This window comes from Vibrio lamellibrachiae, assembly GCF_050337265.1.
Lineage (GTDB): Bacteria > Pseudomonadota > Gammaproteobacteria > Enterobacterales > Vibrionaceae > Vibrio > Vibrio kyushuensis.
The window spans coordinates 240,823-265,058 of sequence record NZ_JAKJSU010000006.1; the positions used below are offsets into that span (position 1 = coordinate 240,823).

Annotated in this window: 20 protein-coding genes; 15 read left to right on the plus strand and 5 right to left on the minus strand. The window is 44.0% G+C overall.

Translation table 11 applies throughout. The annotated features are described in order from the left end of the window. Positions 1-281: 281 nt before the first annotated feature. The 5 genes from L4C54_RS10295 to oppF all read left to right on the plus strand — a co-directional run bounded on the left by L4C54_RS10295 (position 282) and on the right by oppF (position 5,836). Entirely contained in the window at positions 282-1,913 is a 1,632-nt protein-coding gene (locus tag L4C54_RS10295) for an ABC transporter substrate-binding protein (RefSeq protein ID WP_428808108.1), read from the plus strand. A 100-nt stretch (positions 1,914-2,013) separates the two neighbouring features. Next, positions 2,014-2,934 carry an oligopeptide ABC transporter permease OppB gene (oppB, locus tag L4C54_RS10300; protein WP_428808109.1) on the plus strand — a complete coding sequence of 307 codons (921 nt, stop codon included), beginning with the start codon at positions 2,014-2,016 and terminating at the stop codon, positions 2,932-2,934. Between the two features lie 15 nt (positions 2,935-2,949). Next, complete coding sequence (gene oppC / locus L4C54_RS10305) at positions 2,950-3,852, plus strand: oligopeptide ABC transporter permease OppC (RefSeq protein WP_428808110.1); 903 nt, start codon at positions 2,950-2,952, stop codon at positions 3,850-3,852. Positions 3,853-3,875: 23 nt separating this feature from the next. Continuing rightward, entirely contained in the window at positions 3,876-4,847 is a 972-nt protein-coding gene (locus tag L4C54_RS10310) for an ABC transporter ATP-binding protein (protein WP_428808111.1), read from the plus strand. After that, complete coding sequence (gene oppF, locus L4C54_RS10315; RefSeq protein ID WP_428802412.1) at positions 4,844-5,836, plus strand: murein tripeptide/oligopeptide ABC transporter ATP binding protein OppF; 993 nt, start codon at positions 4,844-4,846, stop codon at positions 5,834-5,836. The genes L4C54_RS10310 and oppF overlap by 4 nt, the downstream gene beginning before the upstream one ends. 94 nt (positions 5,837-5,930) lie before the next feature. On the opposite strand, the gene fkpA is transcribed toward oppF, so the two are convergent. The 3 genes from fkpA to L4C54_RS10330 form a co-directional block, all read right to left on the minus strand. Then, positions 5,931-6,707, minus strand: a complete 777-nt coding sequence (gene fkpA, locus L4C54_RS10320) for an FKBP-type peptidyl-prolyl cis-trans isomerase (RefSeq protein WP_428808112.1) — start codon at positions 6,705-6,707, stop codon at positions 5,931-5,933. A 15-nt stretch (positions 6,708-6,722) separates the two neighbouring features. Beyond that, positions 6,723-7,928, minus strand: a complete 1,206-nt coding sequence (locus L4C54_RS10325) for an anaerobic sulfatase maturase (protein ID WP_428808113.1) — start codon at positions 7,926-7,928, stop codon at positions 6,723-6,725. 130 nt (positions 7,929-8,058) lie between these two features. Beyond that, positions 8,059-8,988 carry a LysR family transcriptional regulator gene (locus tag L4C54_RS10330; protein WP_428802409.1) on the minus strand — a complete coding sequence of 310 codons (930 nt, stop codon included), beginning with the start codon at positions 8,986-8,988 and terminating at the stop codon, positions 8,059-8,061. Between the two features lie 189 nt (positions 8,989-9,177). On the opposite strand from L4C54_RS10330, the gene L4C54_RS10335 reads away from it, so the two are divergent. The 8 genes from L4C54_RS10335 (at position 9,178) to L4C54_RS10370 (ending at position 17,576) form a co-directional block, all read left to right on the plus strand. Continuing rightward, positions 9,178-10,698 (plus strand): arylsulfatase, encoded by a 1,521-nt coding sequence (locus L4C54_RS10335; protein ID WP_428808114.1) that lies wholly within the window; start codon positions 9,178-9,180, stop codon positions 10,696-10,698. Between the two features lie 129 nt (positions 10,699-10,827). Continuing rightward, on the plus strand, positions 10,828-11,793 hold the full coding sequence (locus L4C54_RS10340) for an AAA family ATPase (RefSeq protein WP_428808115.1): 966 nt from the start codon (positions 10,828-10,830) through the stop codon (positions 11,791-11,793). A 9-nt stretch (positions 11,794-11,802) separates the two neighbouring features. Then, on the plus strand, positions 11,803-12,747 hold the full coding sequence (locus tag L4C54_RS10345; protein WP_428808116.1) for a DUF58 domain-containing protein: 945 nt from the start codon (positions 11,803-11,805) through the stop codon (positions 12,745-12,747). Between the two features lie 8 nt (positions 12,748-12,755). Continuing rightward, positions 12,756-13,238, plus strand: a complete 483-nt coding sequence (locus tag L4C54_RS10350) for a DUF4381 domain-containing protein (RefSeq protein WP_428808117.1) — start codon at positions 12,756-12,758, stop codon at positions 13,236-13,238. Beyond that, positions 13,231-14,220 carry a vWA domain-containing protein gene (locus tag L4C54_RS10355; protein WP_428808118.1) on the plus strand — a complete coding sequence of 330 codons (990 nt, stop codon included), beginning with the start codon at positions 13,231-13,233 and terminating at the stop codon, positions 14,218-14,220. The genes L4C54_RS10350 and L4C54_RS10355 overlap by 8 nt, the downstream gene beginning before the upstream one ends. A 2-nt stretch (positions 14,221-14,222) precedes the next feature. Beyond that, positions 14,223-15,833 carry a VWA domain-containing protein gene (locus L4C54_RS10360; protein ID WP_428808119.1) on the plus strand — a complete coding sequence of 537 codons (1,611 nt, stop codon included), beginning with the start codon at positions 14,223-14,225 and terminating at the stop codon, positions 15,831-15,833. Further along, on the plus strand, positions 15,826-17,106 hold the full coding sequence (locus L4C54_RS10365) for a hypothetical protein (protein WP_428808120.1): 1,281 nt from the start codon (positions 15,826-15,828) through the stop codon (positions 17,104-17,106). Before L4C54_RS10360 ends, L4C54_RS10365 begins: the two co-directional genes overlap by 8 nt. Positions 17,107-17,123: 17 nt before the next feature. Beyond that, on the plus strand, positions 17,124-17,576 hold the full coding sequence (locus tag L4C54_RS10370) for a hypothetical protein (protein ID WP_428808121.1): 453 nt from the start codon (positions 17,124-17,126) through the stop codon (positions 17,574-17,576). A gap of 145 nt (positions 17,577-17,721) precedes the next feature. On the opposite strand, the gene pta is transcribed toward L4C54_RS10370, so the two are convergent. Further along, a complete protein-coding gene (gene pta / locus L4C54_RS10375; RefSeq protein ID WP_428802400.1) occupies positions 17,722-19,860 on the minus strand; it encodes a phosphate acetyltransferase in 2,139 nt (712 codons plus the stop codon). A gap of 208 nt (positions 19,861-20,068) precedes the next feature. Beyond that, positions 20,069-21,265 (minus strand): acetate kinase, encoded by a 1,197-nt coding sequence (locus L4C54_RS10380; RefSeq protein WP_428802399.1) that lies wholly within the window; start codon positions 21,263-21,265, stop codon positions 20,069-20,071. A 357-nt stretch (positions 21,266-21,622) separates the two neighbouring features. On the opposite strand from L4C54_RS10380, the gene yfbV reads away from it, so the two are divergent. Further along, the gene (gene yfbV / locus L4C54_RS10385) at positions 21,623-22,075 is read left to right on the plus strand and encodes a terminus macrodomain insulation protein YfbV (RefSeq protein ID WP_428802398.1); all 453 of its coding nucleotides are present in this window, start codon (positions 21,623-21,625) and stop codon (positions 22,073-22,075) included. A gap of 542 nt (positions 22,076-22,617) precedes the next feature. Next, positions 22,618-24,213: a BCCT family transporter gene (locus tag L4C54_RS10390; RefSeq protein WP_428808122.1), complete on the plus strand. Its 1,596-nt coding sequence runs from the start codon at positions 22,618-22,620 to the stop codon at positions 24,211-24,213. The last annotated feature ends 23 nt before the right edge of the window (positions 24,214-24,236 follow it).

Consider the following 24,236-nt stretch of genomic DNA (forward strand, 5'->3'; position numbering starts at 1 on the left):
GGCACCATAGTCTATCAATAGAGATCTTTTTATTTGAATGCACCGTTATTTCTTATTTGAATGGTGTTTTTAACTGGTCTTTATCGGAATGTGAAGAATTATACGTTTTTCTAATGCCAATTTATGGTAAATCACTTCGATGATTGATACTGTGTGCCTAATCTTTGTGTGGTTTTAGGTTTTTGTGCTTAATATTCGCGCTAAATAAATCTAAATCACTGGCTGTTCGGTGAGCCCACAAAGAAGTCATGGATGCTATATAAAAACTTGGAGTTTAATACATGTATAAAAATAAAATCACGCAAGCCCTTCTTCTAGGTGCGAGCATGGCAGTGGCTGCCACCTCTTTCTCTACTCTAGCCGCAGACGTTCCTGCAGGCACTAAATTAGCAGATAAGCAAGAGCTTGTACGTGGTAACGGTACTGAAGTGGCAACACTTGATCCGCATAAATCTCAAGGTGTTCCAGAGTCTCACGTTATTCGTGACCTACTTGAAGGCCTAGTAAACCAAGACGCTGACGGTCAGACAATTCCTGGCGTTGCAAAATCTTGGGAAACGACAGACAACAAAACATTCGTTTTTCACCTACGTGATGACGCAAAATGGTCAAACGGCGACTCTGTAACAGCAAATGACTTTGTGTTCAGTTTCCAACGTGCTGTTGATCCTAAAACAGCTTCACCATACGCTTGGTACATGGAATACACCAAGATGGCGAACGCTAAAGACATCGTTGCTGGCAAGAAAGATAAAAGCGAGCTAGGTGTTAAAGCAATTGACGAGCTTACATTGGAAGTAACTCTTGATACTGCTGTACCATATTTCGTTATGATGATGGGTCACACAACAGTGAAGCCTGTTCACCAAGCAACAGTAGAAAAGTTCGGCGATCAGTGGACAAAACCTGATAACTTCGTTGGTAACGGCGCGTTTGTTCCAAACAAATGGGTTGTTAACGAGCGTCTAGAGCTTGTGAAAAGTGATACATACTGGGACAACAACAAAACTGTTCTAACGAAAGTAACGTTCCTGCCAATTGAAAACCAAGTAGCGGAAATGAACCGTTTCTTGTCTGGCGAACTAGATTTCACATACGAAGTACCAAACGAGCACTTCCGTCGCCTACAAAAAGAATACCCACAAGATGTCGCTATCAAGGGTAACTTGTGTACATACTACTACCAGTTCAATGCACAAAAAGCACCGTTTAACGACGTTCGCGTTCGTAAAGCAATGTCTTACGCAATGGACCGTGATATCGTCGCTAACGCTATCCTAGGCCAAGGTCAAAAACCTGCTTACTTCCTTACTCCTGAAATTACAGCTGGTTTTGACCCTGTTACTCCAGAGTACGGTCAACTAAGCCAGAAAGAGCGTGTTGCTGAAGCAAAACGTCTTCTTGAAGAGGCTGGTTACACTAAGAGCAACCCTCTAGAATTTGACCTTCTATACAACACTTCTGAAAACCACAAGAAAATTGCTGTTGCGATTGCTTCAATGTGGAAAAAAGAGCTGGGTATTAACGCGAAGCTTGAAAACCAAGAGTGGAAATCGTACCTAGACAGCAAAGATACAGGTAACTTCGACGTGGCTCGTGCTGGCTGGTGTGGTGACTACAACGAAGCATCTTCTTTCCTAACTCTAATGGTGAGCGCAAATACAACTGCGGGTCAGCACTATAAGAGCAAAGATTACGATGCAGTAATTGAAAAAGCACTAAGCTCTACTTCAGAAGAAGAGCGTACAGCGCTTTACATTCAAGCTGAACAGCTACTTGCTAAAGACATGCCTATCGCACCAATTTATCAGTACGTGACAACTCGTCTCGTTTCACCTGAGCTTGGTGGTTACCCTGAAGGCAATGCTGAAGATAAGATCTACTCAAAAGATCTATACATCAAAGCTAAATAACACCCCATAAAAAATATAACTATATAAGACACTGTGCGCGCGAAATCGTGCGCAGTGTCTCTTTCTATTTTTCATTGTCACAGACTGGATGAGTGAGTTTATGATTAAATTCATGATGAAACGGATATTCGAAGCAATACCAACCTTGTTGGTACTTATTACGGTATCTTTCTTCCTGATGCGCTTTGCGCCAGGTAACCCTTTTTCGAGTGAGCGTCCACTTCCCCCTGAAGTAATGGCAAACATCGAAGCGAAATACGGCCTTGATAAGCCAGTATTCGAACAGTACACCACGTATTTGACGAATATCTTACAAGGTGATTTCGGACCTTCATTTAAATACCAAGATTATACGGTTAATGAACTAATTGCAGTGGCTCTGCCTGTTTCTGCAAAGGTCGGTTTGATAGCTTTTATCTTCACCGTGATTATGGGGGTAAGCGTCGGCACAATAGCCGCCTTGAAGCATAATACCTGGGTTGACTACACCATAATGTCGACCGCTATGCTCGGGGTCGTGATGCCCTCCTTTGTGTTGGCTCCCGCACTGATCTATCTATTTTCTCTGCATTGGAACCTCTTTCCGGCCGGTGGTTGGCATAACGGGGGAGCGCAGTACATCGTTCTGCCTGTCATTGCGATGTCACTGCTCTATGTGGCAACCTTTGCTCGTATTACGCGTGGTTCAATGATTGAGACACTGAACAGTAACTTCATTCGTACAGCCCGTGCAAAAGGTTTGAGCTACCCATACATCGTTGTAAAGCACGCTTTAAAACCAGCTTTACTTCCTGTTGTTTCGTACATGGGACCAGCGTTTGTCGGCATAATTACCGGTTCGGTTGTTGTTGAAACGATATTTGGTTTGCCAGGCATTGGTAAGTTATTCGTTAACGCCGCGTTTAACCGTGATTACTCGTTAGTAATGGGGGTAACCATTTTAATCGGTTTCCTATTTATCTTATTCAATGCCATCGTCGATATTTTATTGGCAATGATTGATCCGAAGATTCGCTACTAGCAGGGAAGGATGGTTATGTTAACAAAAAAGAAGAATCTAGAAGCGATCGAGAATTTCTCAGAGAACCTTGAAATTGAAGGTCGTAGTTTATGGCAAGACGCTCGTATCCGTTTTATGCGAAACAAAGCGGCAATGGTGAGCTTGTTTATTCTTGTTCTAATGACATTGGCTGTAACGTTTTTGCCAATGCTCGCAACTCACGCGTTTGATGATACCGACTGGTATGCAATGCATGCAGGCCCAAGTGCTGAGCACTTGTTTGGTACCGATAGCCTTGGACGTGACTTGTATGTCCGAACTTTGATCGGTGGCCGAATCTCACTAATGGTGGGTGTTTTAGGTGCCTTTGTAGCGGTATTGATTGGTACGCTTTACGGCGCGACATCAGGTTTCATCGGTGGCCGTACAGACCGAATCATGATGCGTATCTTAGAAATTCTGTACGCTGTACCATTCATGTTCCTTGTTATCGTGTTGGTTACTTTCTTTGGCCGTAATATCGTTTTGATATTTGTTGCTATTGGTGCGATTGCTTGGCTTGATATGGCGCGTATTGTACGTGGCCAAACATTGAGTCTACGTAGTAAAGAGTTTATCGAAGCGGCGCATGTCTGTGGTGTGAGCAACTGGAAAATCATTACTCGTCATATTGTTCCGAACGTATTAGGCATCGTTGCTGTTTATTCAACGCTGCTGATCCCAAGTATGATTCTGACTGAGTCATTCCTTTCATTCCTTGGTCTGGGTGTTCAAGAGCCAATGACAAGTTGGGGCGCACTTCTTCAAGAAGGTTCGCAGACAATGGAAGTTGCTATCTGGCAGCTGATATTCCCTGCAATATTCATGGTAGTGACGCTATTTTGCTTCAACTATGTTGGTGATGGTCTGCGCGATGCGTTAGATCCAAAAGACAGATAAGAATAAGATTAAGGAAGCAAAAAATGAGCTTATTAGATGTCAAAGATCTGCGCGTAGAATTCACTACTCAAGATGGTATTGTCACCGCAGTTAATGATCTGAATTTCTCCCTTGAGCAAGGGCAAACTCTCGGTATCGTAGGGGAGTCTGGTTCAGGTAAATCTCAAACCGTATTCGCATTGATGGGCCTATTGGCCAAGAATGGCATTATCACTGGTAGTGCTAAATTTGAAGGTAATGAAATCCTAAACCTGCCAGAAAAAGCACTGAACAAAGTTCGCGCTGAGCAGATTGCGATGATTTTCCAAGACCCAATGACGTCACTGAACCCGTACATGAAAGTATGCGACCAGTTGATGGAAGTACTTATGCTTCACAAAGGCATGGGCAAAGCCGAAGCGTTTGAAGAGTCAGTACGTATGCTTGAGGCGGTTAAAATTCCTGAGGCGCGTAAACGTATCACTATGTACCCGCATGAGTTCTCAGGCGGTATGCGTCAGCGTGTGATGATTGCAATGGCTCTATTGTGTCGTCCGAAACTGTTGATTGCTGATGAACCGACAACTGCATTGGATGTAACGGTTCAAGCGCAAATCATGGATCTGCTAAATGAGCTTAAAGATGAGTTCAATACTGCAATCATCATGATTACTCACGATTTAGGTGTCGTTGCGGGTTCTTGTGACAAAGTACTGGTTATGTACGCAGGACGTACCATGGAGTACGGTACGGTTGATGATATTTTCTACAAACCAAGTCACCCTTATGCGGAAGGGCTGCTTAAAGCAATTCCGCGCCTAGATACCGAAGGTGAAATACTGCCAACAATTCCGGGTAATCCACCAAACTTACTTCGACTGCCGCCGGGCTGCCCTTACCAAGAGCGTTGCCACCGGGTTTCAGATAGATGTATGAGTGAAGCGCCGATCCTTCAGCCATTTGGCGATGGACGTCAACGAGCGTGTTTTTCTGATTGGGAGACTTGGACACGATGAGTACAGATAAATCATTATTATTAGATGTAAAGAACCTGAAAGTTCACTTCAGCATCGCGTCTAAATCAGCGTGGCCTTGGTCTAAACCAGCTAACCTGAAAGCGGTTGATGGCATTGATGTTCGATTATATGAAGGTGAAACATTAGGCGTTGTAGGCGAGTCTGGTTGTGGTAAATCTACTTTTGCACGCGCAATTATCGGTCTTGTGGAAGCAACCGAGGGTGAAGTGGTTTGGCTAGGTCAAGACCTGACTAAAATGCAGGGCGTTCAACGACGTGAAACTCGTAAAGAGATTCAGATGATCTTCCAAGATCCATTGGCTTCTTTGAATCCACGTATGACGGTTGGCGATATTATTGCTGAGCCTCTAGAGACTTTCTATCCTGGGTTGGATAAGGAAGAAGTGAAATCTCGTGTTAAAGAGATGATGGCAAAGGTTGGCTTGTTGCCAAACGTAATAAACCGCTATCCTCACGAATTTTCTGGCGGTCAGTGTCAGCGTATTGGTATCGCGCGAGCGCTTATTCTTAATCCTAAGATGATCATTTGTGATGAGCCTGTGTCTGCACTGGATGTTTCTATCCAAGCTCAGGTTGTTAACCTGCTTAAAGAGCTACAAAAAGAGCTTGGCTTGAGCTTAGTGTTTATTGCCCACGATCTGTCGGTCATTAAACACATCTCTGATCGCGTCTTGGTGATGTACTTGGGTAATACCGTGGAATTAGGGGAAGCACACTCTGTTTTTGCTAACCCAACGCACCCGTATACTCGAGCATTGATGTCAGCGGTTCCTATCCCTGATCCTAAATTAGAGCGAGCGAAGAAAATCGAGATGTTGGAAGGGGATCTTCCTTCTCCAATTAATCCGCCATCAGGTTGTGTGTTCCGTACACGCTGCCCGAAGGCAACCGATATTTGTGCTCAAACTAAACCAATGATTCAAGGTAACGACGTACATGCTGTCTCTTGTTTGAATGTAGCGGTTTAAACGTCATTATCTAGAGACTACTATTCAGCCTGTGACAGGCTTAAGCGCGATTGCTTTTCGGATCGCGCTTTTTTTGTGCCTAAAGCCGCAGACTTTATTGCACGATTTCTAAAAGCTCAATATCGAAAACAAGTGTTGAACCGCCTGGGATCGTTGGTGTTGACTGTTCACCATAAGCCAGCTCCGGTGGAATAACTAATGTGACTTTTGAACCGGCGTTTACTTGTTGCAAACCTTCAGTCCACCCTTCGATGACTTGCGCCAATGGGAAGGTTGCAGGCTCGCCCCTGTCGTAAGAGCTGTCGAAGCTGGTGCCGTCAGTCAGCATTCCGCGGTAATGCACGGTGATTGTGTCTGTTCCTATAGGTTTCTTTCCTCGGCCATCTTCATGGATTTGGATCATTAGGCCTGAATCAAGCTCGGTTACGTTCTTTTGCTGTTTGAAGTTTTCACGGTACTCGTTACCTTGTTCAATCACTTCTACTTGCTTGGTCTCAGAGTATTCAGTCAATTTATCAGCAACCAACTTATCGAGATCTTGTAGCACTTCTTCAATCTCTTCTTGTGTCAGTTGAACATTGTTACTAAAGCTGTCATTAATGCCGCGGAAGACATCGCTATTTTCTAGGTTGATTCCCAACTCTTTAGGCTGGTTTAGGCTAGTGACAAGGTATTGTGAAAAAGACGCCCCGATAGCGTAAGCCGCTTTTTGCTCTAATGTCGTTAACTCAGCTGCGGGTTCATCGGCAGTTGTTGGCGCAACTTCAGTGTGTGTTTTGGGCTCTGCTTGACTTGGTTGCTCATTTTGGTTGCAACCAAATGTTAGGAACAGAGCAGCGCCTAGGGTAGAAAGTTTAAACAATTTGTTCATGACATCGTTTCCGGGTTATTTAAGGAAAATAGGGTACATAGCTGCAGAGTGACCTTGCTGAATCGCTTCTAGCATGGCGCCAAAGTATGGCATTGAGTAAAGAAAAAACTGCTTATAACCGACGCACAGGTGGTTCAAGCCCGACTCTAAATCAGCGGTAATCGCAGTTCTGTCTTTCGGGCAACCACCGTTACAGAACGGTCTGAAATGACATTTTCGACACTGCTGAGGAAGGCTAGTCCATTTGTTGGTCCCAAACTCTTTTTGTCGGTCACTGCAAGCAATAGCGCCTAAATCGATAGAATCGATAAGGTTCGATTCGATATTTGCCGGATTCATGTGACCCACTTGATATTCGTCGTAGCTGTAGTGATCACAAGAGTAGAGGCTGCCATCGTGTTCGAGCATCATCTGTTGCCCACAGAGTTCGCTGTGGAAGCACATTTGGCTAGGTTGGCCTGCTAATACGCCGAGTGTGTTTTCAAAGAACTGAATGTGAATCTTGCCAACATCTTCTTTTTTCCATTCATCGAAGACATCACACAGGAAGTGGCCCCACTGTTGTGGCGTTAAAGACCAATCTTTTGCGCTACGTTGATCGGACGGGTGCTCAACACAAGGCTGAAACTGGATAACCGTTGAACCAAGTGCTTTTAGCTCTTGGTAGGTATCTTTGGCTAAGTGAGCATTCTCATTATGAACCACGGAAAGCGTATTGAACGCCACACCATATTTTTTCAGCGCTTCAAGGCCGCGTATCGTGAGATGGAGGCTATCGTTCCCTTTAATATCTGGGCGAGTGCTATTGTGATTCTTCTCAGAGCCATCAATGCTAATACCAATAAGAAAATTGTTCTCTTTGAAAAAGGCAGCCCAACGGTCGTTGATCAAGGTACCATTGGTTTGAAAATTGTTTGAAATGGTCATGCCCGGGCGAGCATATTTTTTCTGTAACTCGATCGCTTTTTTGAAGAAGTCGAGGCCTCGCAGTGTTGGCTCTCCACCTTGCCAGCTAAACTCAATGTGCTTCGCTTGCTGTGGCTGAGACTCAATATATTGCTTGGTATACGTTTCTAGCAATGCCTCAGACATCTGCATTGTCGCATTGGGCTCGTATCGTTCCTCTTTGCGGAGGTAGTAACAGTAGTTACAATCGAGGTTACATTTGGCGCCGACAGGTTTTACGATCAGGTGATAAGGATGAGTAGACTGAGTGGTCATGGGTGACTCCAGAGCTTAATTAAACGGTCATCATCCCTACTAACTAATATCGAACGCTGTAGCTCCTTGTTCGTAGGCTGCAAATTTATCACTGCTACTCGAAGCGATAAACAGAACCCATCAATACTCTTTATTTATGTTGTAAATGTTTAAGGTCTTTATCGAAGATATCTTTCAATAGATCTCTTAACCATTTGTGCGCTGCGTTATGAGTGAACTTACGATTCCATACCAGATAAATATCGATATCTTTGGTGTCAATCGGGACTTCAAACGTTTGCAAATTAAACAGAGGAGAAAACTGCTTGGCGTAAGTTTTCAGGGTCACACCCAATGACTCGGTGTTACTGATCGTCGCGAGCATACTCATCATTGAGGACTGTTCGGTGAGTACTCGGCGCTTTGGCAAAACCTCATCGGTAAAGAGATCAAAGGCGGTTAGGTTCAGTCGTTTTAGGTTAAATAGAACGTGCTTTTCTTCAAAAAACTGCTCACGAGAGAGACTGCCAATAATGCGTGGGTGGTTAGATTTCGCTAAGCAGACTAAATCATCGGTAGCAATCTTCATAAAGTCCAATGACGCTGATTCAGGCAGTTTGACGTCAACAATGATATCTGCGGTGTCATTGTGTAATGCATTGATTATAAACTCTTCTTCTCCTGGCATTTCACGCATGATGACATCAATACTGGTTCCTGCTGTTCTTTTCTCAAGGTGTGGGACAAGCAATTGAATTAAGGCATCAAATGCGTAGATGTTAAAAGAACGGTGATCGTTAACCTCATCAAATGAGTCAATACCTTCGATAGATTGATCGAGTAATCGAAGGGGCTCTTCCATCTGTTCAAACAAGCTTTTTCCAATCGCTGTTGGTTGCACGCCACGACCTGAACGGATGAACAGATTGGCGTCAATAGAGGTCTTTAATCGATTAATGGCATTACTGACCGACGATTGAGTCAGGTCTAACTCTTCTGCTGCCTTAGTGAATGATCCAGTTCGGCATACTGCGACAAACACACGAAGTAGATTGAGATCAAAATGCTTATTTTGTGGCATTCCAAATCACCTAATATTCATAATATAAATGTTATCTATTATCTTAGGCTCATACTAGATGCGCTGTAAACCTTTTAATCTATACGCAATCCAATTTCGGATGTTTCTCCTCAATTAATTACATGGAAGAGTTGGCACGTAGGAAGTTGTTGCGTTGTGGAGTCGTTGAAACTAATAAAGGTTATGCAAATGAAAACATTTTCTAAAAACCTGATCAGCACAGCGGTTGTTGCAACTGCTGCGGTAGGCGCGGTTGCTCCTGCAATGGCAAACGCTGCTGAGAAGCCAAACATCGTTGTCATCATGGCGGATGATATCGGTTGGTTTAACACGTCTGCTTATAACAATGGCATGATGGGTTACAAAACACCAAACATCGACCGTGTTGCTAACGAAGGTATGATGTTTACTGACCACTATGGTCAACCAAGCTCAACAGCGGGCCGTGCTGCATTTCTAACGGGTCAATTACCTGTTCGTACTGGTCTACTAAACGTTGGCCTACCAGGCTCACCTGTTGGTCTTTCTCCATCTGACCCTACGCTTGCTGAAGTTTTAAAAGAACACGGCTACATGACTAACCAGCTAGGTAAAAACCACCTTGGTGACCAAGAGCACATGCTTCCTCACCGTCGCGGCTTTGACAACTTCTACGGTAACCTTTACCACCTAAACGCTGAAGAAGAGCCAGAGAACGAAGATTACCCACAAGACCCTGCATTTGCAGAGCGTTTTGGCCCTCGTGGAATGGTAACTGGCACAGCTGATGGTCCAACAGGTAACGATGGCCCTCTAACTCGTAAGCGCATGGAAACGATTGACCGTGAACTTACAGACATGGCTGTAGATTACATTGAAGCTCAAGCGAAAACGGATGACCCGTTCTTCTTATGGTACAACCCATCACGTATGCACGTTTGGACTCACTTAAGTGAAGAGTGGGCGGGTAAGACTGGCTTTGGTCTATACGCTGACGGCATGAACGAGTTAGACCACTATGTTGGTGAGCTTCTTGATACGTTAGAAAAAACAGGTCAGAAAGACAACACTATCGTTATCTTCACAACCGATAACGGTGCAGAGAAGATGTCTTGGCCAGATGGCGGTAACACACCGTTTAAAGGCGAAAAAGGTCTGACAACTGAAGGTGGCACACGTGTTCCATTTATGGTTATGTGGCCAAACAAAATCCCAGCGGGTTCTGTAAACAACGGTATTCAATCTCACGAAGACATCTTCACGACTCTAGGTACTATTGCTGGAGAGAAAGACATTCAAGAGAACTTCAAGAAGAAGCACGATGTTTACATCGATGGTTATGACCACAGAGATGCTTGGTTCAAGAATGAAGACACTACTCGTAACGAGATCTTCTACTTTGCTGAGACTGGTAACCTAGAAGCGGTACGTGTTGGTAAGATCAAAGCAACGTTCATTCAGCCTACAGAAGACAGCTGGTTCGCTCCACGTCTTGCAACTACTTGGCCTCAGCTAGTCGACTTACGTGCTGACCCATTTGAAGAAGCGCCAGAGCACTCAATGATGTACCTGAAATGGTTTGGTGACCGTATGTTCTTCTTCGTACCAGTACAGGTTGAAGTAGCTAAGTTACTTCAGACGTTCCAAGAGTTCCCTCTACGTCAAGCGCCAACCTCATTTAACCTTGAGCGTGTAATGCAGCAAATGCCTTACCGTCCAGACGCCAAATAATTTAACGTTCTAATATTTCTGGGTGTACTTAGGTGCACCCACTTTTCCCGTTAGTTTGCTTATTAAAATCTTTACTCTTTCTAAAAGGATTTCAATAAGTAACTTACCGTATCAACGTGAGGCTATGTTATGCCAACTTCTTCATTACTTCCTAAATTTAAACGTCTTCAAGAGTGCGTTAACCAGACCGTAATTGGTCAAGAGCGTGTTGTTGAGCAGCTTGTCATTGCATTACTTGCTAAGGGGCATGTTCTGATTCAAGGCCTTCCGGGGCTGGCAAAAACGCGCGCAGTTAATGGCCTAGCAAATAATATGAATGCTGACCTGCACCGAATTCAGTTTACGCCAGATATGCTTCCGGGCGATGTTACCGGTGGTGAAGTATATGATGCTCATAGCCAGTCGCTATCGTTTAAACGTGGCCCAGTATTTTCTAACTTACTGCTCGCGGATGAGATTAACCGTGCGCCAGCGAAAGTGCAGTCTGCGCTGCTTGAAGCGATGGCTGAGAACCAAGTTTCGGTTGGTGGTGTCACTTACCCACTGCCTGAACTATTTATGGTATTAGCCACTCAAAACCCTGTTGAGCAAGAGGGCACGTACCCACTGCCAGAAGCCCAAATGGATCGCTTCTTAATGCAGGTGCTGGTGGAGTACCCAGAGAAAAACGCCGAAAAAGAGATGCTTAAAATGCTACGTAGTGAGCGTTTGGGCACAAGCTTAGACGTGGCAGGCTTGAGTGTTGAAGAAGTACAGGCTGCGCAGAACTTAGTTGAGAAGGTGAGTGTGTCTGATGCGATTGATCAGTACATTGTCGATATTATTGATGCAACGCGTTACCCAGAAAAATACAGCCAAGAGCTAGCAAGCTTTATTCAATTAGGGGCAAGCCCACGAGCGGCGATAGCGCTTGATAAATGTGCTCGTTCATACGCTTGGTTGAATGGGCGAGATTACGTTACACCTGATGATATCCGAGCGATAGTTCATACCGTTCTTCGTCACCGTATTGCTCTTAGCTTTACCGCTCTAAGCGATAAAGTGACCACCGAGAAGGTGATTGATCGACTGCTTGAACAGGTTGCATGGGTATAAGAGGCGCGTATGGCAAATCAATCGTCGGCTTCAACTGATCTGCGTATCCATACCAGCATGGCACGTCTTACTGGTTTGGCCGCGCAAGGGCGTCAACTCACTTGGCGTCCACCTCTGGGGCGCTGTTCTTTATTAAGTGGTCTTAACGTCGCTTCACAACGTGGGCGAGGTTTAGATTTCATTGAGCTGCGTCACTATCACCCTGGTGATGATGTTCGATGCATAGACTGGAAAGCGACACAGCGTACTGGCCAGCCTTATTTGCGTGTTTATTCTGAAGAGAAAGACAAAACTATTCAACTGATTGTCGATCAAACAAGTTCCCTGTTTTTTGCATCAAATGGCTCGATGAAGTCAGTGATTGTTGCTGAGCTTGCGGCCATTATCGCAGGTCGTGTTAATTATGATGGCGATCGCTTCTGTGGCAATGTCATTCACGACAGTGGCTTAACGGCTCTGTGTTCTGGTCGAGGTGAACCTGCGATGCTGACGGTTCTCCAACAAGTTGCCACTCATAATCGCCAGTTACCTCAACCCTCAACCCAAGCGAATGGGTTAAAGCAAGTGCTCAACGATCTTTGTCAGCGTGGTATTAAGGATCAGCAGTTGTTTATCTTAAGTGACTTCTCTGATTTTGATGCTCAATGCGTTCCACTGGTTACCCAATTAGCGGCGCATAATGATCTGTTTGCCTTTCGCGTATCAGACCCATTAGAAATGACACTTCCAAACCGAAATTTCTTAATGGGTAATGAAGAGTATCAACTCAATATTGGTCAAAATGATGAGCAGCTAAGAGCGAAGTATCATGATTATATTGAGCAACACCGCTCGGTATTAGATGCCTGTTTTAAATCAACAGGTCAGCCTGTTTTTGAGATCACTACTCACGTTGACACATGGCAGCAAATTAATCAGTTAGCTAATGCGTCATTAGCGACAATTAAAAGGTAAACACCGTTATGAGTAATACGAACCTTGAACAAGGAAGTGTCACTGAATTTGGTGCCCATTTAATTAAAAACTTAGAGTGGGCGGCACTACCTGAGCCCGTGTCTTGGATGCCAGCGACAATAGGATGGTATGTTTTATTGATGCTACTAATGTTGAGCCTATTGGGCTATGGGATTTTTCGACGTATTAAATGGCTACAAGAAGCTTACCTGCGACAGGCGGCTGAGTTGTTAGGCTATTATGCTAAAAAGCAGCCCCAAAACATTGGCCATCTTGTTAAGCGAGTTGCGGTTCAACATTGGCCAAAGCATAACGTAGGCTTGATGGATGCAGAAACCTTTGCACTTTTTTTGGAGGAGCAACAGTGGGAGGCTGCTCTGTCTAAATCATGTTGTGTAGCGTTATTTAATGCAACCTATCAGACATCTGAAACTTTGTCTGAACAACACATTGCAGAAGTAGAGCAGTGGATAGGAGCACTAAATGTTTGAATTTGGTTATCCTTGGTTTGCTCTGGCGTTGCTTCTTCCAATACTGGTCGCACTTGCACCCGCGCATTTAACTCGTTTTAGAGCCGTAAAACACAGCCACTTTGAGCAGTTTCAAGCGTTGTCACAACAAAAGCTCTCTAAGGGCGCGGTTAAGTTAACCCCTCTTTTTTGGCAGCGTAGCTTGGTGGTAATGCTTTATCTCTCTTTGGTACTTGCAGCAATGCGACCTGTCTATTGGGGAGAGGTGAATACCATTGAAACCCAAGGTAGAGAAATGCTTGTCGCCGTTGATCTTTCAGGTTCAATGGAAGCGCGTGATTTTGCTGATGAAGAGGGGATTGATCAAAGACGTGTTGACGTCGTTAAAAGCTTACTAGAAGAGTTTCTTTCTCAACGAGAGTCAGACCGTGTTGGTCTTATCGCTTTTGGTGATGCGGCTTATTTGCAGTCTCCTTTTACTTCCGATTTTTCCACGCTAAGGCAGCTATTAGCAGAGATGGATGTTCGTATGGCGGGCCCCGGTACGGCGATTGGTGATGCGATAGGTGTAGCGGTGAACCACTTTGAACATGCACAAACTACGCACCAGACTCTAATTTTGATGACAGATGGTCGAGATACCAATAGTAAATTTCCTCCTATTGAAGCGGCCCACTTTGCTGCCGAGCACGGTATTACCATCCACTCAATAGCAATTGGCGATCCTGCGTCAGTAGGAGAAGAGGCGATTGATATGGAAATGCTTAATCGTATTGCTGAGCTTACTGGCGGTGCCGTATTTGAAGCGCAAGATGCATCTGACTTACAACAAGTCTACACCCAGATAGATCAGCTAGAGCCTGCGGTTTTTGATAGCTATAGTGTCAGACCAAAACTAGAGCTCTATTACTACCCAATTGGCGTAGTGCTTGCTCTGATCCTGATGGCTTTGCTCGTCGTGTTACTCACGATATCTCGCAAGATAAATAAAGGGGATGAGTAGATATGTCTGAATTTCACTTCATTCGTCCGGCGTGGCTTTTAGCACTTATTATTGTAGCGTTAATTGCATGGCTTATTAGACAGCTAAACAGCAAAAATGATGTTCGCGATTCGATTGCGCCGCACTTACAAGCATCGGTCTTAACTAAGGACACCACACAGTCTCGCTTATCTCCTAAATCACTGTTGCCTTGGGCGCTGTCGGCACTTGTGATTATCTGTGCTGGGCCAACATGGAAACCAGAGCCGGGTACGCAGGCCCAGAATCAGTCGCCTCTTATTCTAGTGGTCGATCTCTCACGTTCTATGGCTGAGTCAGATGTCACGCCAACTCGCTTGGAAGCAGCAAAGCTCAAAATAGCCGAGCTAATTCACAGCCGTGAAGAGGGTGAAATTGGCGTATGGGTTTATGCAGGTAGTGCGCACTTACTTCTGCCACCGACCCAAGACAGAAATGTCATCGATTATTACCTAGACAGTCTCTCTACAAACCTTGTTCCGCGAGCGGGTAAAAACGTATCAGCGGTATTAAATGGTATCAATGGCGCGAACCAACAGGCCGAAGGTTTTGTGTTTCCGGGTAGCGTTATTTTAATTACTGATCAAATTGATCGAACCGCCCAACAAGCGATGACTCAGTACTTACAAGATAGTGTTGATCAGCTACTGGTTTGGAAATTTGGTTACTCAGCATCATTGGATGCCCCGTCTGGCGTGCAAACGATCTCAATGAGCCCTGATGATATCGATATAAAACGTATTAACCGCTGGGTTGATGATTACCAATACTTTGATCCGCAAGATAGCGATATTGAGTGGCAAGAGGTTGGGTATTATCTGGTGTTTGTTTTACTACTGATTACCTTGACGTGGTTTCGTCGTGGCTGGACGATTCGTTGGTTTGCTCTACCTTGGTTGTTTGTCATGGCATCAACGTCGCCAAACCTTGCGTATGCCGATGAAGTTGATTCCCAACTTAGCTGTCAGAGTTTCTGGATGGATATTGTCTATACCTCTGAGCAGCAAGCCCGTCGATACTTTGAGCGCGAGAACTACTCCTGTGCCGCTCAACTTTTTACTCAGCCAGAGTGGAAGATTGAAGCATTAATGAGAGATAACCAGTGGGAGTGGTCATTAATGTTACTGAACAATCTTGAGGCGACAGAGCTAAACGATCAGGTAAGGCGCGGTTTAAACATTGGCATCGCCTATACTCATCTGCAGCGTTTTCGTAGCGCAGAGCGTTGGTTTAACAGCGTTTTAGAGATGGACGAGACGAACAAAACGGCACTGCATAACCTCGAAATCTTAGAGCAGATCTTTAATTTGATGGAAGAGCGAGCACTTGGGCAGGGGACGGCCGGAGAAGACATGACTGCTGACTTTGTCGATTCACTGGCAGAAGACATGGGTATTGAAGAGCCAGAAGATAAGATTGAGGTGATTAATAGCGCCGACCTTATTGCAGAAGAGCATCTAAACAAAATCTGGTTAGAGCAGGTTCAAACTAGCCCTAAAGTCTTTCTACGTAACAAGTTTTCGAATCAATTGAATAGCGCTTTGTCTTTTAATGAAGAGAAATCAATGACTGATGCGGAGCGTAAGCATGACTAAGAGACTTTCTATCTTACGCACTGCCACTACCCTAATACTCTGCCTTCTGAGCAGTGTTTGTGTTGCCGCAAGTAACGAACGCAGTTATCAACCTCAGTCTCGGGTGACTTGGGATGCGTCTTGGGATCTTAGAACAGAAAATGTGAGCGAGCGAGAACGTGCAACACTCTGGCTAACAATTGCAAGCAATCACCCTATTTCTGGTCAATTCTCTATTGAGCCTTTGAAAGTACTGGGGCTATTTATTGAACCGAGTGATAGACCAAGCTATTCACACCAAAATCGCGACGGTCAACGCTTCTACTTGGCTAACTATCGCTATGATATTTATCCCTCTAGAGCGGGAGCTTATAGCTTGCCTGAGCTAAAGGTTCAGGTGACTAAAAAAGAGAACGAGTACCAATTTACCAGTGATTCTTATCGAATAGAGGTATCTGCTCAGCCTCGCGAGGCGATGGGAGCAATCTCAACATCAGAGTACTCGTTAAGCCAGAAAGTGACGCAAACAGACATTATGTCAGGTGGGGTAGTCACTCGTACTATTACTCAATCAGCCGCTGCGTTGCCGGGTTACCTCATTGGGCAGTTACCTCCGCTAGTCTCATGGGATCCACGCATCGAGTTAACACATGGTAGGGAGTCCCACTCAAGCAGCGATTACCGTGGCGAGATGACAGGTACAAAGAGCAGTAATCTTCATTACCGATTTGTTGAAGCAGGGGAGTATCAACTTCCTGCAATAGAGGTAACTTGGTGGAATAATGCCAAAGGTAGCTTGGAGATAGTGACCTTACCGACAATCGACATCGTTGCCACTGCGCCACCACCGCCGCCTTTAAAAGAGCGTGTTGAAATCGCACTGTTTGAGCTAAAAGAGTATGCACCGATCTGGTGGTATCAAAATCAACTGTGGGTGTATGTGATTGGCTTAATAGTAGTGGGTGTTTTTGGGTTTAGGCATCATATTGCGCGCCAAATAGAGCGAAGTTCTCGGCTATTGATGGGAATGAAAAACTCATCAATTTATTGGTTTGTAGAATTAACGGTTGCTGCAATAAATCCTAAAGAAGATTGGCAAAAAGCGTTCTACTCTTGGATGAGGAAAAATAATCTAGACTCAATCAATAGGCTGCCTAGTGTCTTTAGGGTAGAGGTTGATGGTTACTATCAAACAGGGAAGTTAAGTAAAGCTAAAGTATTACACTGCGTGGTTAAGTGGGAGTTTGACCAATACACAAGTAGATGGAATTTATCTGACATTAATCCGAAATAGATAGGGTAATAATGACCATGATTAAGACACTTAAAGCGCTGTCACTAAGTAAGCCTGTAGCATTAATAGTGAGTACAGCAATCGCATTTTCAATCTCAACAGCGAATGCGGATGAAGTAACGAATATCGCTCCTACTACCTACAGTGGCGCGGCGGTGGTTAAAATGGATGACAATCACTATCGTGTGCGCATTACTTCACTGTTAGCTGCGAAAATGCGTTGCGTGGCTTATAACAACGAAGAGCCAATCGCGATAAACTCTGTTGCTATTTATCCTCCAGAGGGTGTGGCTGATTTCTATATCTCACCAGAAGAAGGCCCGGTAACTCATTCGACTTGTTGGGTGACGAGTACCCGTGATGGCGATAGAGAAAAAATAGAACAACTAGAAAATGAATCACAGCAAAGACAAATGAAGATTGAAGAGAGTAATGTGCCTTTCTATCAAATTATGCCAAACACTCAATAGACAAAATTAGAACTGAATTTTCTAACAACCAATAAAAAACCCTCGATTCTTATGCACTTTCAATTAGAAAGAGAGTATCGAGGGTTTTCTTTCATTCAAACAGCTGTAACTCAGAATGAATTGAGTTACAGCTGAATAGACTGAATTACTGCTGTGTTGATTGAATCGCAGTTAGAGCAATTGTGTACACGATATCGTCTACAAGTGCGCCACGAGACAAGTCATTTACAGGTTTGCGCATGCCTTGAAGCATTGGACCGATAGAAACTAGGTCTGCTGAACGCTGTACCGCTTTGTATGTTGTGTTACCAGTGTTTAGGTCTGGGAATACAAATACCGTTGCTTTACCTGCAACAGGAGAGTTAGGCGCTTTAGACGCTGCTACGTTCTCCATGATTGCTGCATCGTACTGTAGAGGTCCGTCGATGATTAGATCAGGACGTTTCTCTTGAGCAATCTTAGTTGCTTCACGTACTTTATCTACGTCAGCACCTTTGCCAGATTCTCCAGTAGAGTATGAGATCATCGCTACGCGTGGGTCGATACCGAATGCCGTTGCAGAATCAGCCGATTGAATAGCGATTTCAGCCAGTTGCTCAGCGTTTGGATCTGGGTTGATAGCACAGTCACCGTAAACCAATACTTGATCAGGCAGAAGCATGAAGAAGATTGAAGATACGATAGAGGCATCGGGTGCAGTCTTGATGATTTGGAACGGAGGAACGATAGTGTTTGCCGTGGTGTGAACCGCGCCAGATACAAGACCGTCAACTTCGTTGTTCTCAAGCATCATTGTGCCTAGGAATACAGAGTCTTCTAGTTTTTCACGAGCAACAACTTCCGTCATGCCTTTTTTGCCACGTAGCTCAACAAGACGAGCAACATAGTTTTCGCGAACAACTTCAGGGTCGATGATTTCAACACCTGCGCCTAGTTCTACGCCTTGAGCAGCAGCAACGCGGCGGATTTCATCAGGGTTACCAATAAGAACACAGCTTGCGATTCCGCGCTCAGCACAGATAGCCGCAGCTTTAACTGTACGTGGCTCATCACCTTCAGGAAGAACGATACGCTTGCCAGCTTTACGAGCATATTCTGTTAACTGGTAACGGAATGCTGGTGGGCTTAGACGACGAATACCTTGAACACCTTCAGATAGAGAATCAATCCAAGGACCATCAATGTGGCTAGCAACGTGATCGTTAACGAATTCGATACGCTCTTTATCATCTGCAGGTACTTCTAGATTGAAGCTTTGTAGGTTCAACGAAGTCTGCCAAGTGTTACCTTGTGCTTTGATAATTGGAAGACCAGTTTCAAATGCAGGCTTACAAAGTTCAACGATCTGCTCTGGAAGGTCATAACCACCAGTTAGCAAGATAGCACCAATTTCAACGCCGTTTTTCGCAGCAAGAGCCGCAGCAACGATAACGTCTGGGCGGTCTGCTGAAGTTACAAGCAGAGAGCCTGGTTTGAAGTGCTCAACCATGTGAGGAAGAGAGCGTGCACAGAACGTGATGCTCTTAATACGACGACTTTCAATCTCACCTTCATTGATGATTTCAGCTTTCAAGTGCTTCGCCATATCAATCGCACGAGTCGCGATTAGGTCGATGCTCCAAGGCACACAGCCAAGTACACGGATAGGGCTAGAGTTGAAGATTTGCATCACTTCTAGGTTCGCTTTCTGAGCGCTGTCTGCATCGTCAAAGATATCAGATAGGTCAGGGCGAGTACGGCCAGCTTCATCAACAGGAGCGTTCAGCTTGTTGATGATAACGCCTTTAATGTTTTTGTTCTTAGCACCACCAAAGTTAGAACATGCAACCTCAATACGCTCTTTTAGCTGAGATGGGTTGTCTGTACCTGGTGTAGCAACAAGAACGATCTCTGCACCTAACGTTTTAGCAATCTCAGCATTTACCTGGTTGGCAAATGGGTGCTTACGTGTCGGTACTAGGCCTTCAATAAGTGTCACTTCAGATTCGCCGTTTACCTTGTTGTATTCAGCAACAATCGACTCTAGAAGTACGTCCATTTTCTCACTACCGATTAGGTTTTCGGCGGTTGAGATTGGCGTTGGTTGACCAACCGTGATTGAGCTGTTTGCTTCGATAATCGTTGAGGTTAGATCTGGCTGATCTTTGCCTGAGCGAGGTTGTGCAATTGGCTTATAGAAAGAAACATTAACGCCTTTACGCTCCATAGCGCGAAGAACACCCATGCTAACACTAGTAAGGCCAACGCCAGCACTAGTTGGAATAAGCATAATAGTACGAGACATATGCAAAACACCTTTATTTATTTGAAATAAAAGCCCAACGATTATTCCCTAAATCTCGACCCATTGTAATGAACAATGATTGACAAAATTCCAGTGGAATAGCGGTTGAGCCCCTATGTATGTACTTAGTAAATGTTTGTATATAGAAAAACGTTTGAACAGAGTACGTTATTGAAAAAGCGGCTAGCGATTGGCTAGCCGAAATTTATTATAGTGCTGCTAGGCGAGCTGTATCTTCTGCAATTACTAACTCTTCGTTAGTAGAGATAACCATTGCAGGGATGCGGCTATCAGCAGTAGTGATAGTACCTTCGCCGCCAAAGCGTGCTTTAAGGTTAGCTTCACCATCTACTTCGATGCCGAAGATGCCAAGACGGTTAAGTACCGCTTCACGGATTGGAGCGCCGTTCTCACCGATACCACCAGTGAACACGATAGCGTCAACGCGTCCGTCAAGCGTAGCTGTGTAACCTGCAACGTATTTAGCTAAACGACGAGTCATTACGTCCATTGCGCGAGTTGCAGCTTCGTCTTTACCGAAGTTGTCTTCGATGAAACGACAGTCAGGAGATACTTGAGTTAGACCCATTAGGCCAGACTCTTTAGTCAGCATCGTGTTGATCTCTTCGATTGAGTAACCTAGAGAGTCGTGTAGGTGGAAGATGATCGCAGGATCAATATCACCACAACGTGTACCCATTACTAGGCCTTCAAGAGGAGTAAGACCCATTGAAGTATCTACTGATTTACCATTTTTGATAGCACAGATAGAAGCACCGTTACCTAGGTGACAGTTGATGATGTTCACTTCATCAGCTGGCTTACCTAATTGCTCAGCAACTTCGCGAGCGATGAACAGGTGAGAAGTACCGTGCATGCCGTAGCGACGGATGCCGTGCTCTTTGTAAAGGTTGTACGGTAGAGCGTATAGGTACGCTTCTTCTGGCATAGTTTGGTGGAACGCAGTGTCGAATACTGCAGAGTTTGGTAGGCCAGGGAATGCTTTTTGAGCTGCTTTAATACCAACGATTGCAGCTGGGTTGTGAAGAGGCGCTAGTGCTGCACAGTCTTCGATACCTTTAAGAACTGAATCATCGATAAGAACTGACTGTGTGAATTCTTCGCCGCCGTGTACAACACGGTGACCGATAGCTTTAAGTTGCTCAGCTAATTCTGGCTTAGAAGCAAGAATAGTTTCAACGATGAAAGAAAGAGCTTCATTGTGAGCTGCGCCTTCACCTAATTGTGCTTCGTGCTTACCATCAAGTTTCCACTTGATACGAGCTTCTGGAAGCTCAAGACATTCAGCAAGACCTGTTAAGTGTTCGTCGCCATTTGTTGCATCAACAATTGCGAATTTAAGTGAAGAACTTCCGCAGTTTAAAACTAAAACCAGCTTAGACATGAGTGTGACTACCTGTTATTCGTCTGACATAATCAGAAAAGATGAAATTCAATCTCAAGAATAGCTGACCTAGTTAAGGTTACGCACTATTCTTGGTAAAAAGTTAACCTTATTTCCTTATAATAAGACATCACTTTACTATGAAAGTAATGCTCGCAATCCTTGCTGGTTTCATCGCATGGTTGCCTAAATCACAAATAACGGCAACAATGAGTATGAAAGGGTGCAAAGAATAGCGATATTCGACAAATATAACAAAAAAAATTGAAAGAATATTATTTTTAGTCAATTTTTTACGCTAAAAATTGAAAGATTAAAATTTTTTAGTAAGGCGCTGTTCAAAAGTGAGAGATTTCTATGAATGATAAAGTCGGGTTGGTACACAGCCTAAGAGACGGTCAGAAGTACATGGATACGTGGCCAATGAGAAAAGAGTTGGCTGTTATATTTCCTGAGCAGCGAATCATTAAAGCCACGCGTTTTGCGATTCGTGTTATGCCAGCAATTGCTGCAATCAGCGTGATCACTCAAGTTGCATTTCAAAATCAGCAAGCGTTACCTCAAGCGGTTGTTGTTGCACTGTTTGCGATGAGCCTACCACTGCAAGGAATGTGGTGGCTTGGAAACCGAGCTAATAAACAGCTACCTCCATCTCTAGCTAGTTGGTACCGAGAGTTATATCAAAAAATTATAGAATCGGGTGCAGCCTTAGAACCAATGAAATCTAAGCCGCGCTATAAAGAGTTGGCTAAGATTTTAAATCGAGCATTTACACAGTTAGATAAGACTGTTTTAGAAAGATGGTTTTAGTCAGCAGATTCGCTCAATAATTGAAAAATAGGAAAGCCCTACGGTTTTTTTACATAACGTTACATATAGAAAGCTCCCATTTACGGGGGCTTTTTATTTTTTAGCCACTTAGTATGTAAAAAATAACCGCCCAGAATTTAAGATGTTAAATTGATTCAAAATTGTTAGAAAACAACGGTATTTGAGCATTGATAGGTGGGCATCCTTTAGACAGTGATTACCGCTTTAAATCTTCATATGATGATATTGTCATATAGGCCAGAGAAGCTTGATGAGTAAGGGATAACGTCATTTCAGATAGAGTTGAATGGCTCAGGATACGGTTTGAAAACGAAGTTGCTTACGGAAGGAGAAATAGCTACTTGTTCTGTTATGTTAAATACACTCACTTAATTGATGAATAACTATATTTTGGAAGGGGGAAGCATTAACAAACATATACGGTATCTGTATGTAAGGTGGTATATCAGATTTTATATGCATTAGACCCCGTTAAATGCAATCCGTTAGAGTGTTCCGGTATTTTTACCAAAAGGAACCCCATGAATCAATATCATACAGATGTTGAAGCGAAAATTGATAAATCAGTTTTTATCCCTTCGTTTTGTACAGTCCTCGTTATTATGACTTTTCTTATTAGCTTTGAAGAGCAGTCAGCAACCATCATTCAAACCGTGTTTAACTTTGTTGTCGAAAAATTTGGCGTCCTCTATATTTGGGCAGCGGTTAGCTTCTTTGGCGCAATTTTATGGCTATGCTTTGGCCGCTATGGGCAAGTTAAACTCGGTGGTGAAGAGGCAAAGCCCGAATTCTCTCGCATAAGCTGGATTGGAATGTTTTTCTGCTCTGGTATCGGTACCTCCCTCATTTACTGGTCCTCCATTGAATGGACTTACTATTACGCCGCCCCTCCGTTTGGCATTGAAGCTAATAGCCAAGCTGCTGCAGAATACGCAGCCATGTATGGTATGTACCATTGGGGACCTATTGCTTGGGCTTTCTACTGCCTATGCGCATTTCCAATTGGGTATGCTTACTACAACCGTAAGAAAAAGGCATTGCGACTCAGTGAAGCTTGTTCTGGTGTTATTGGTGACAAGAATGCGAAAGGGTGGATGGGTAAGGTAATTGATATTCTAGTGATTTTTGGTCTTGTTGGTGGCACGGGAACTTCACTCGCTTCTGGTACACCTATGCTGTCAGAAGCAATTAGCAACTTTCTTGGTATTGAGCGAAGCGGTAGTGTTGATATTGCAGTCGTTGTGATTTGGACGCTAATTTTTTCTACTTCCGTCTTTTTAGGCCTCAAAAAAGGCATTAAAGTCCTCAGTGACTTAAACCTCATCGCCTTAGCCATTATCTGTAGCATCATCTTTATCGGCGGCCCAACCATTTACATGATAAGCCTGTTTACCGATAGCGTTGGTTTAATGATGAGTAACTTTACGCGGATGTCTTTATACACAGATACTGTAGGTGGAAGTAACTTCCCTCAGTGGTGGACTATCTTCTATTGGGCATGGTGGGTGGCATATGGCCCTTATATGGGAATCTTTATTGCTCGTATTTCTAAAGGCCGTACATTTAAAGACATTGGTCTGACAGTGATTACTGCCGGTAGCTTAGGTTGTATGTTGTTCTTTATGATCTTTGGAAATACCTCAATGTATGCCGAGTTCAACGGCGTGTTCCCTGTATTAGATACCATTAAGGAACAAGGTACACCCGCAGCAATTTTAGGGGTGCTTCAGTCATTACCATGGTCAGCGTTACTGTTACCACTGTTTATCTGCGTTGGATTCATTTATTCAGGAACTACGGTGGACTCTTCGTCTTATGTATTGGCATCTATTGCTTCTAAAGATATTGAGTATGACCAAGAACCAAGTCGTGCAAACCGATTATTCTGGGCGTTACTGTTAGGTTTTACAGGTTTAGTTGTGATGAATATTGGTGGGTTAGAAGCGATTAAAACAGTGAGCTTGATTGTGGGTTTACCATTGGTGTTATTAATGGCGCTCTCTTTTGCTTCATTGGTTAAGTGGTTAAGAGAGGACTTTGACGCAATGCCTATAAAAGAACAGATTCAGATACAAGATCCCTCACGTAAACAAGTAGATGTCGCAGTTAAAATTTAATTAAGTCTAAGTTGCGTATTTTT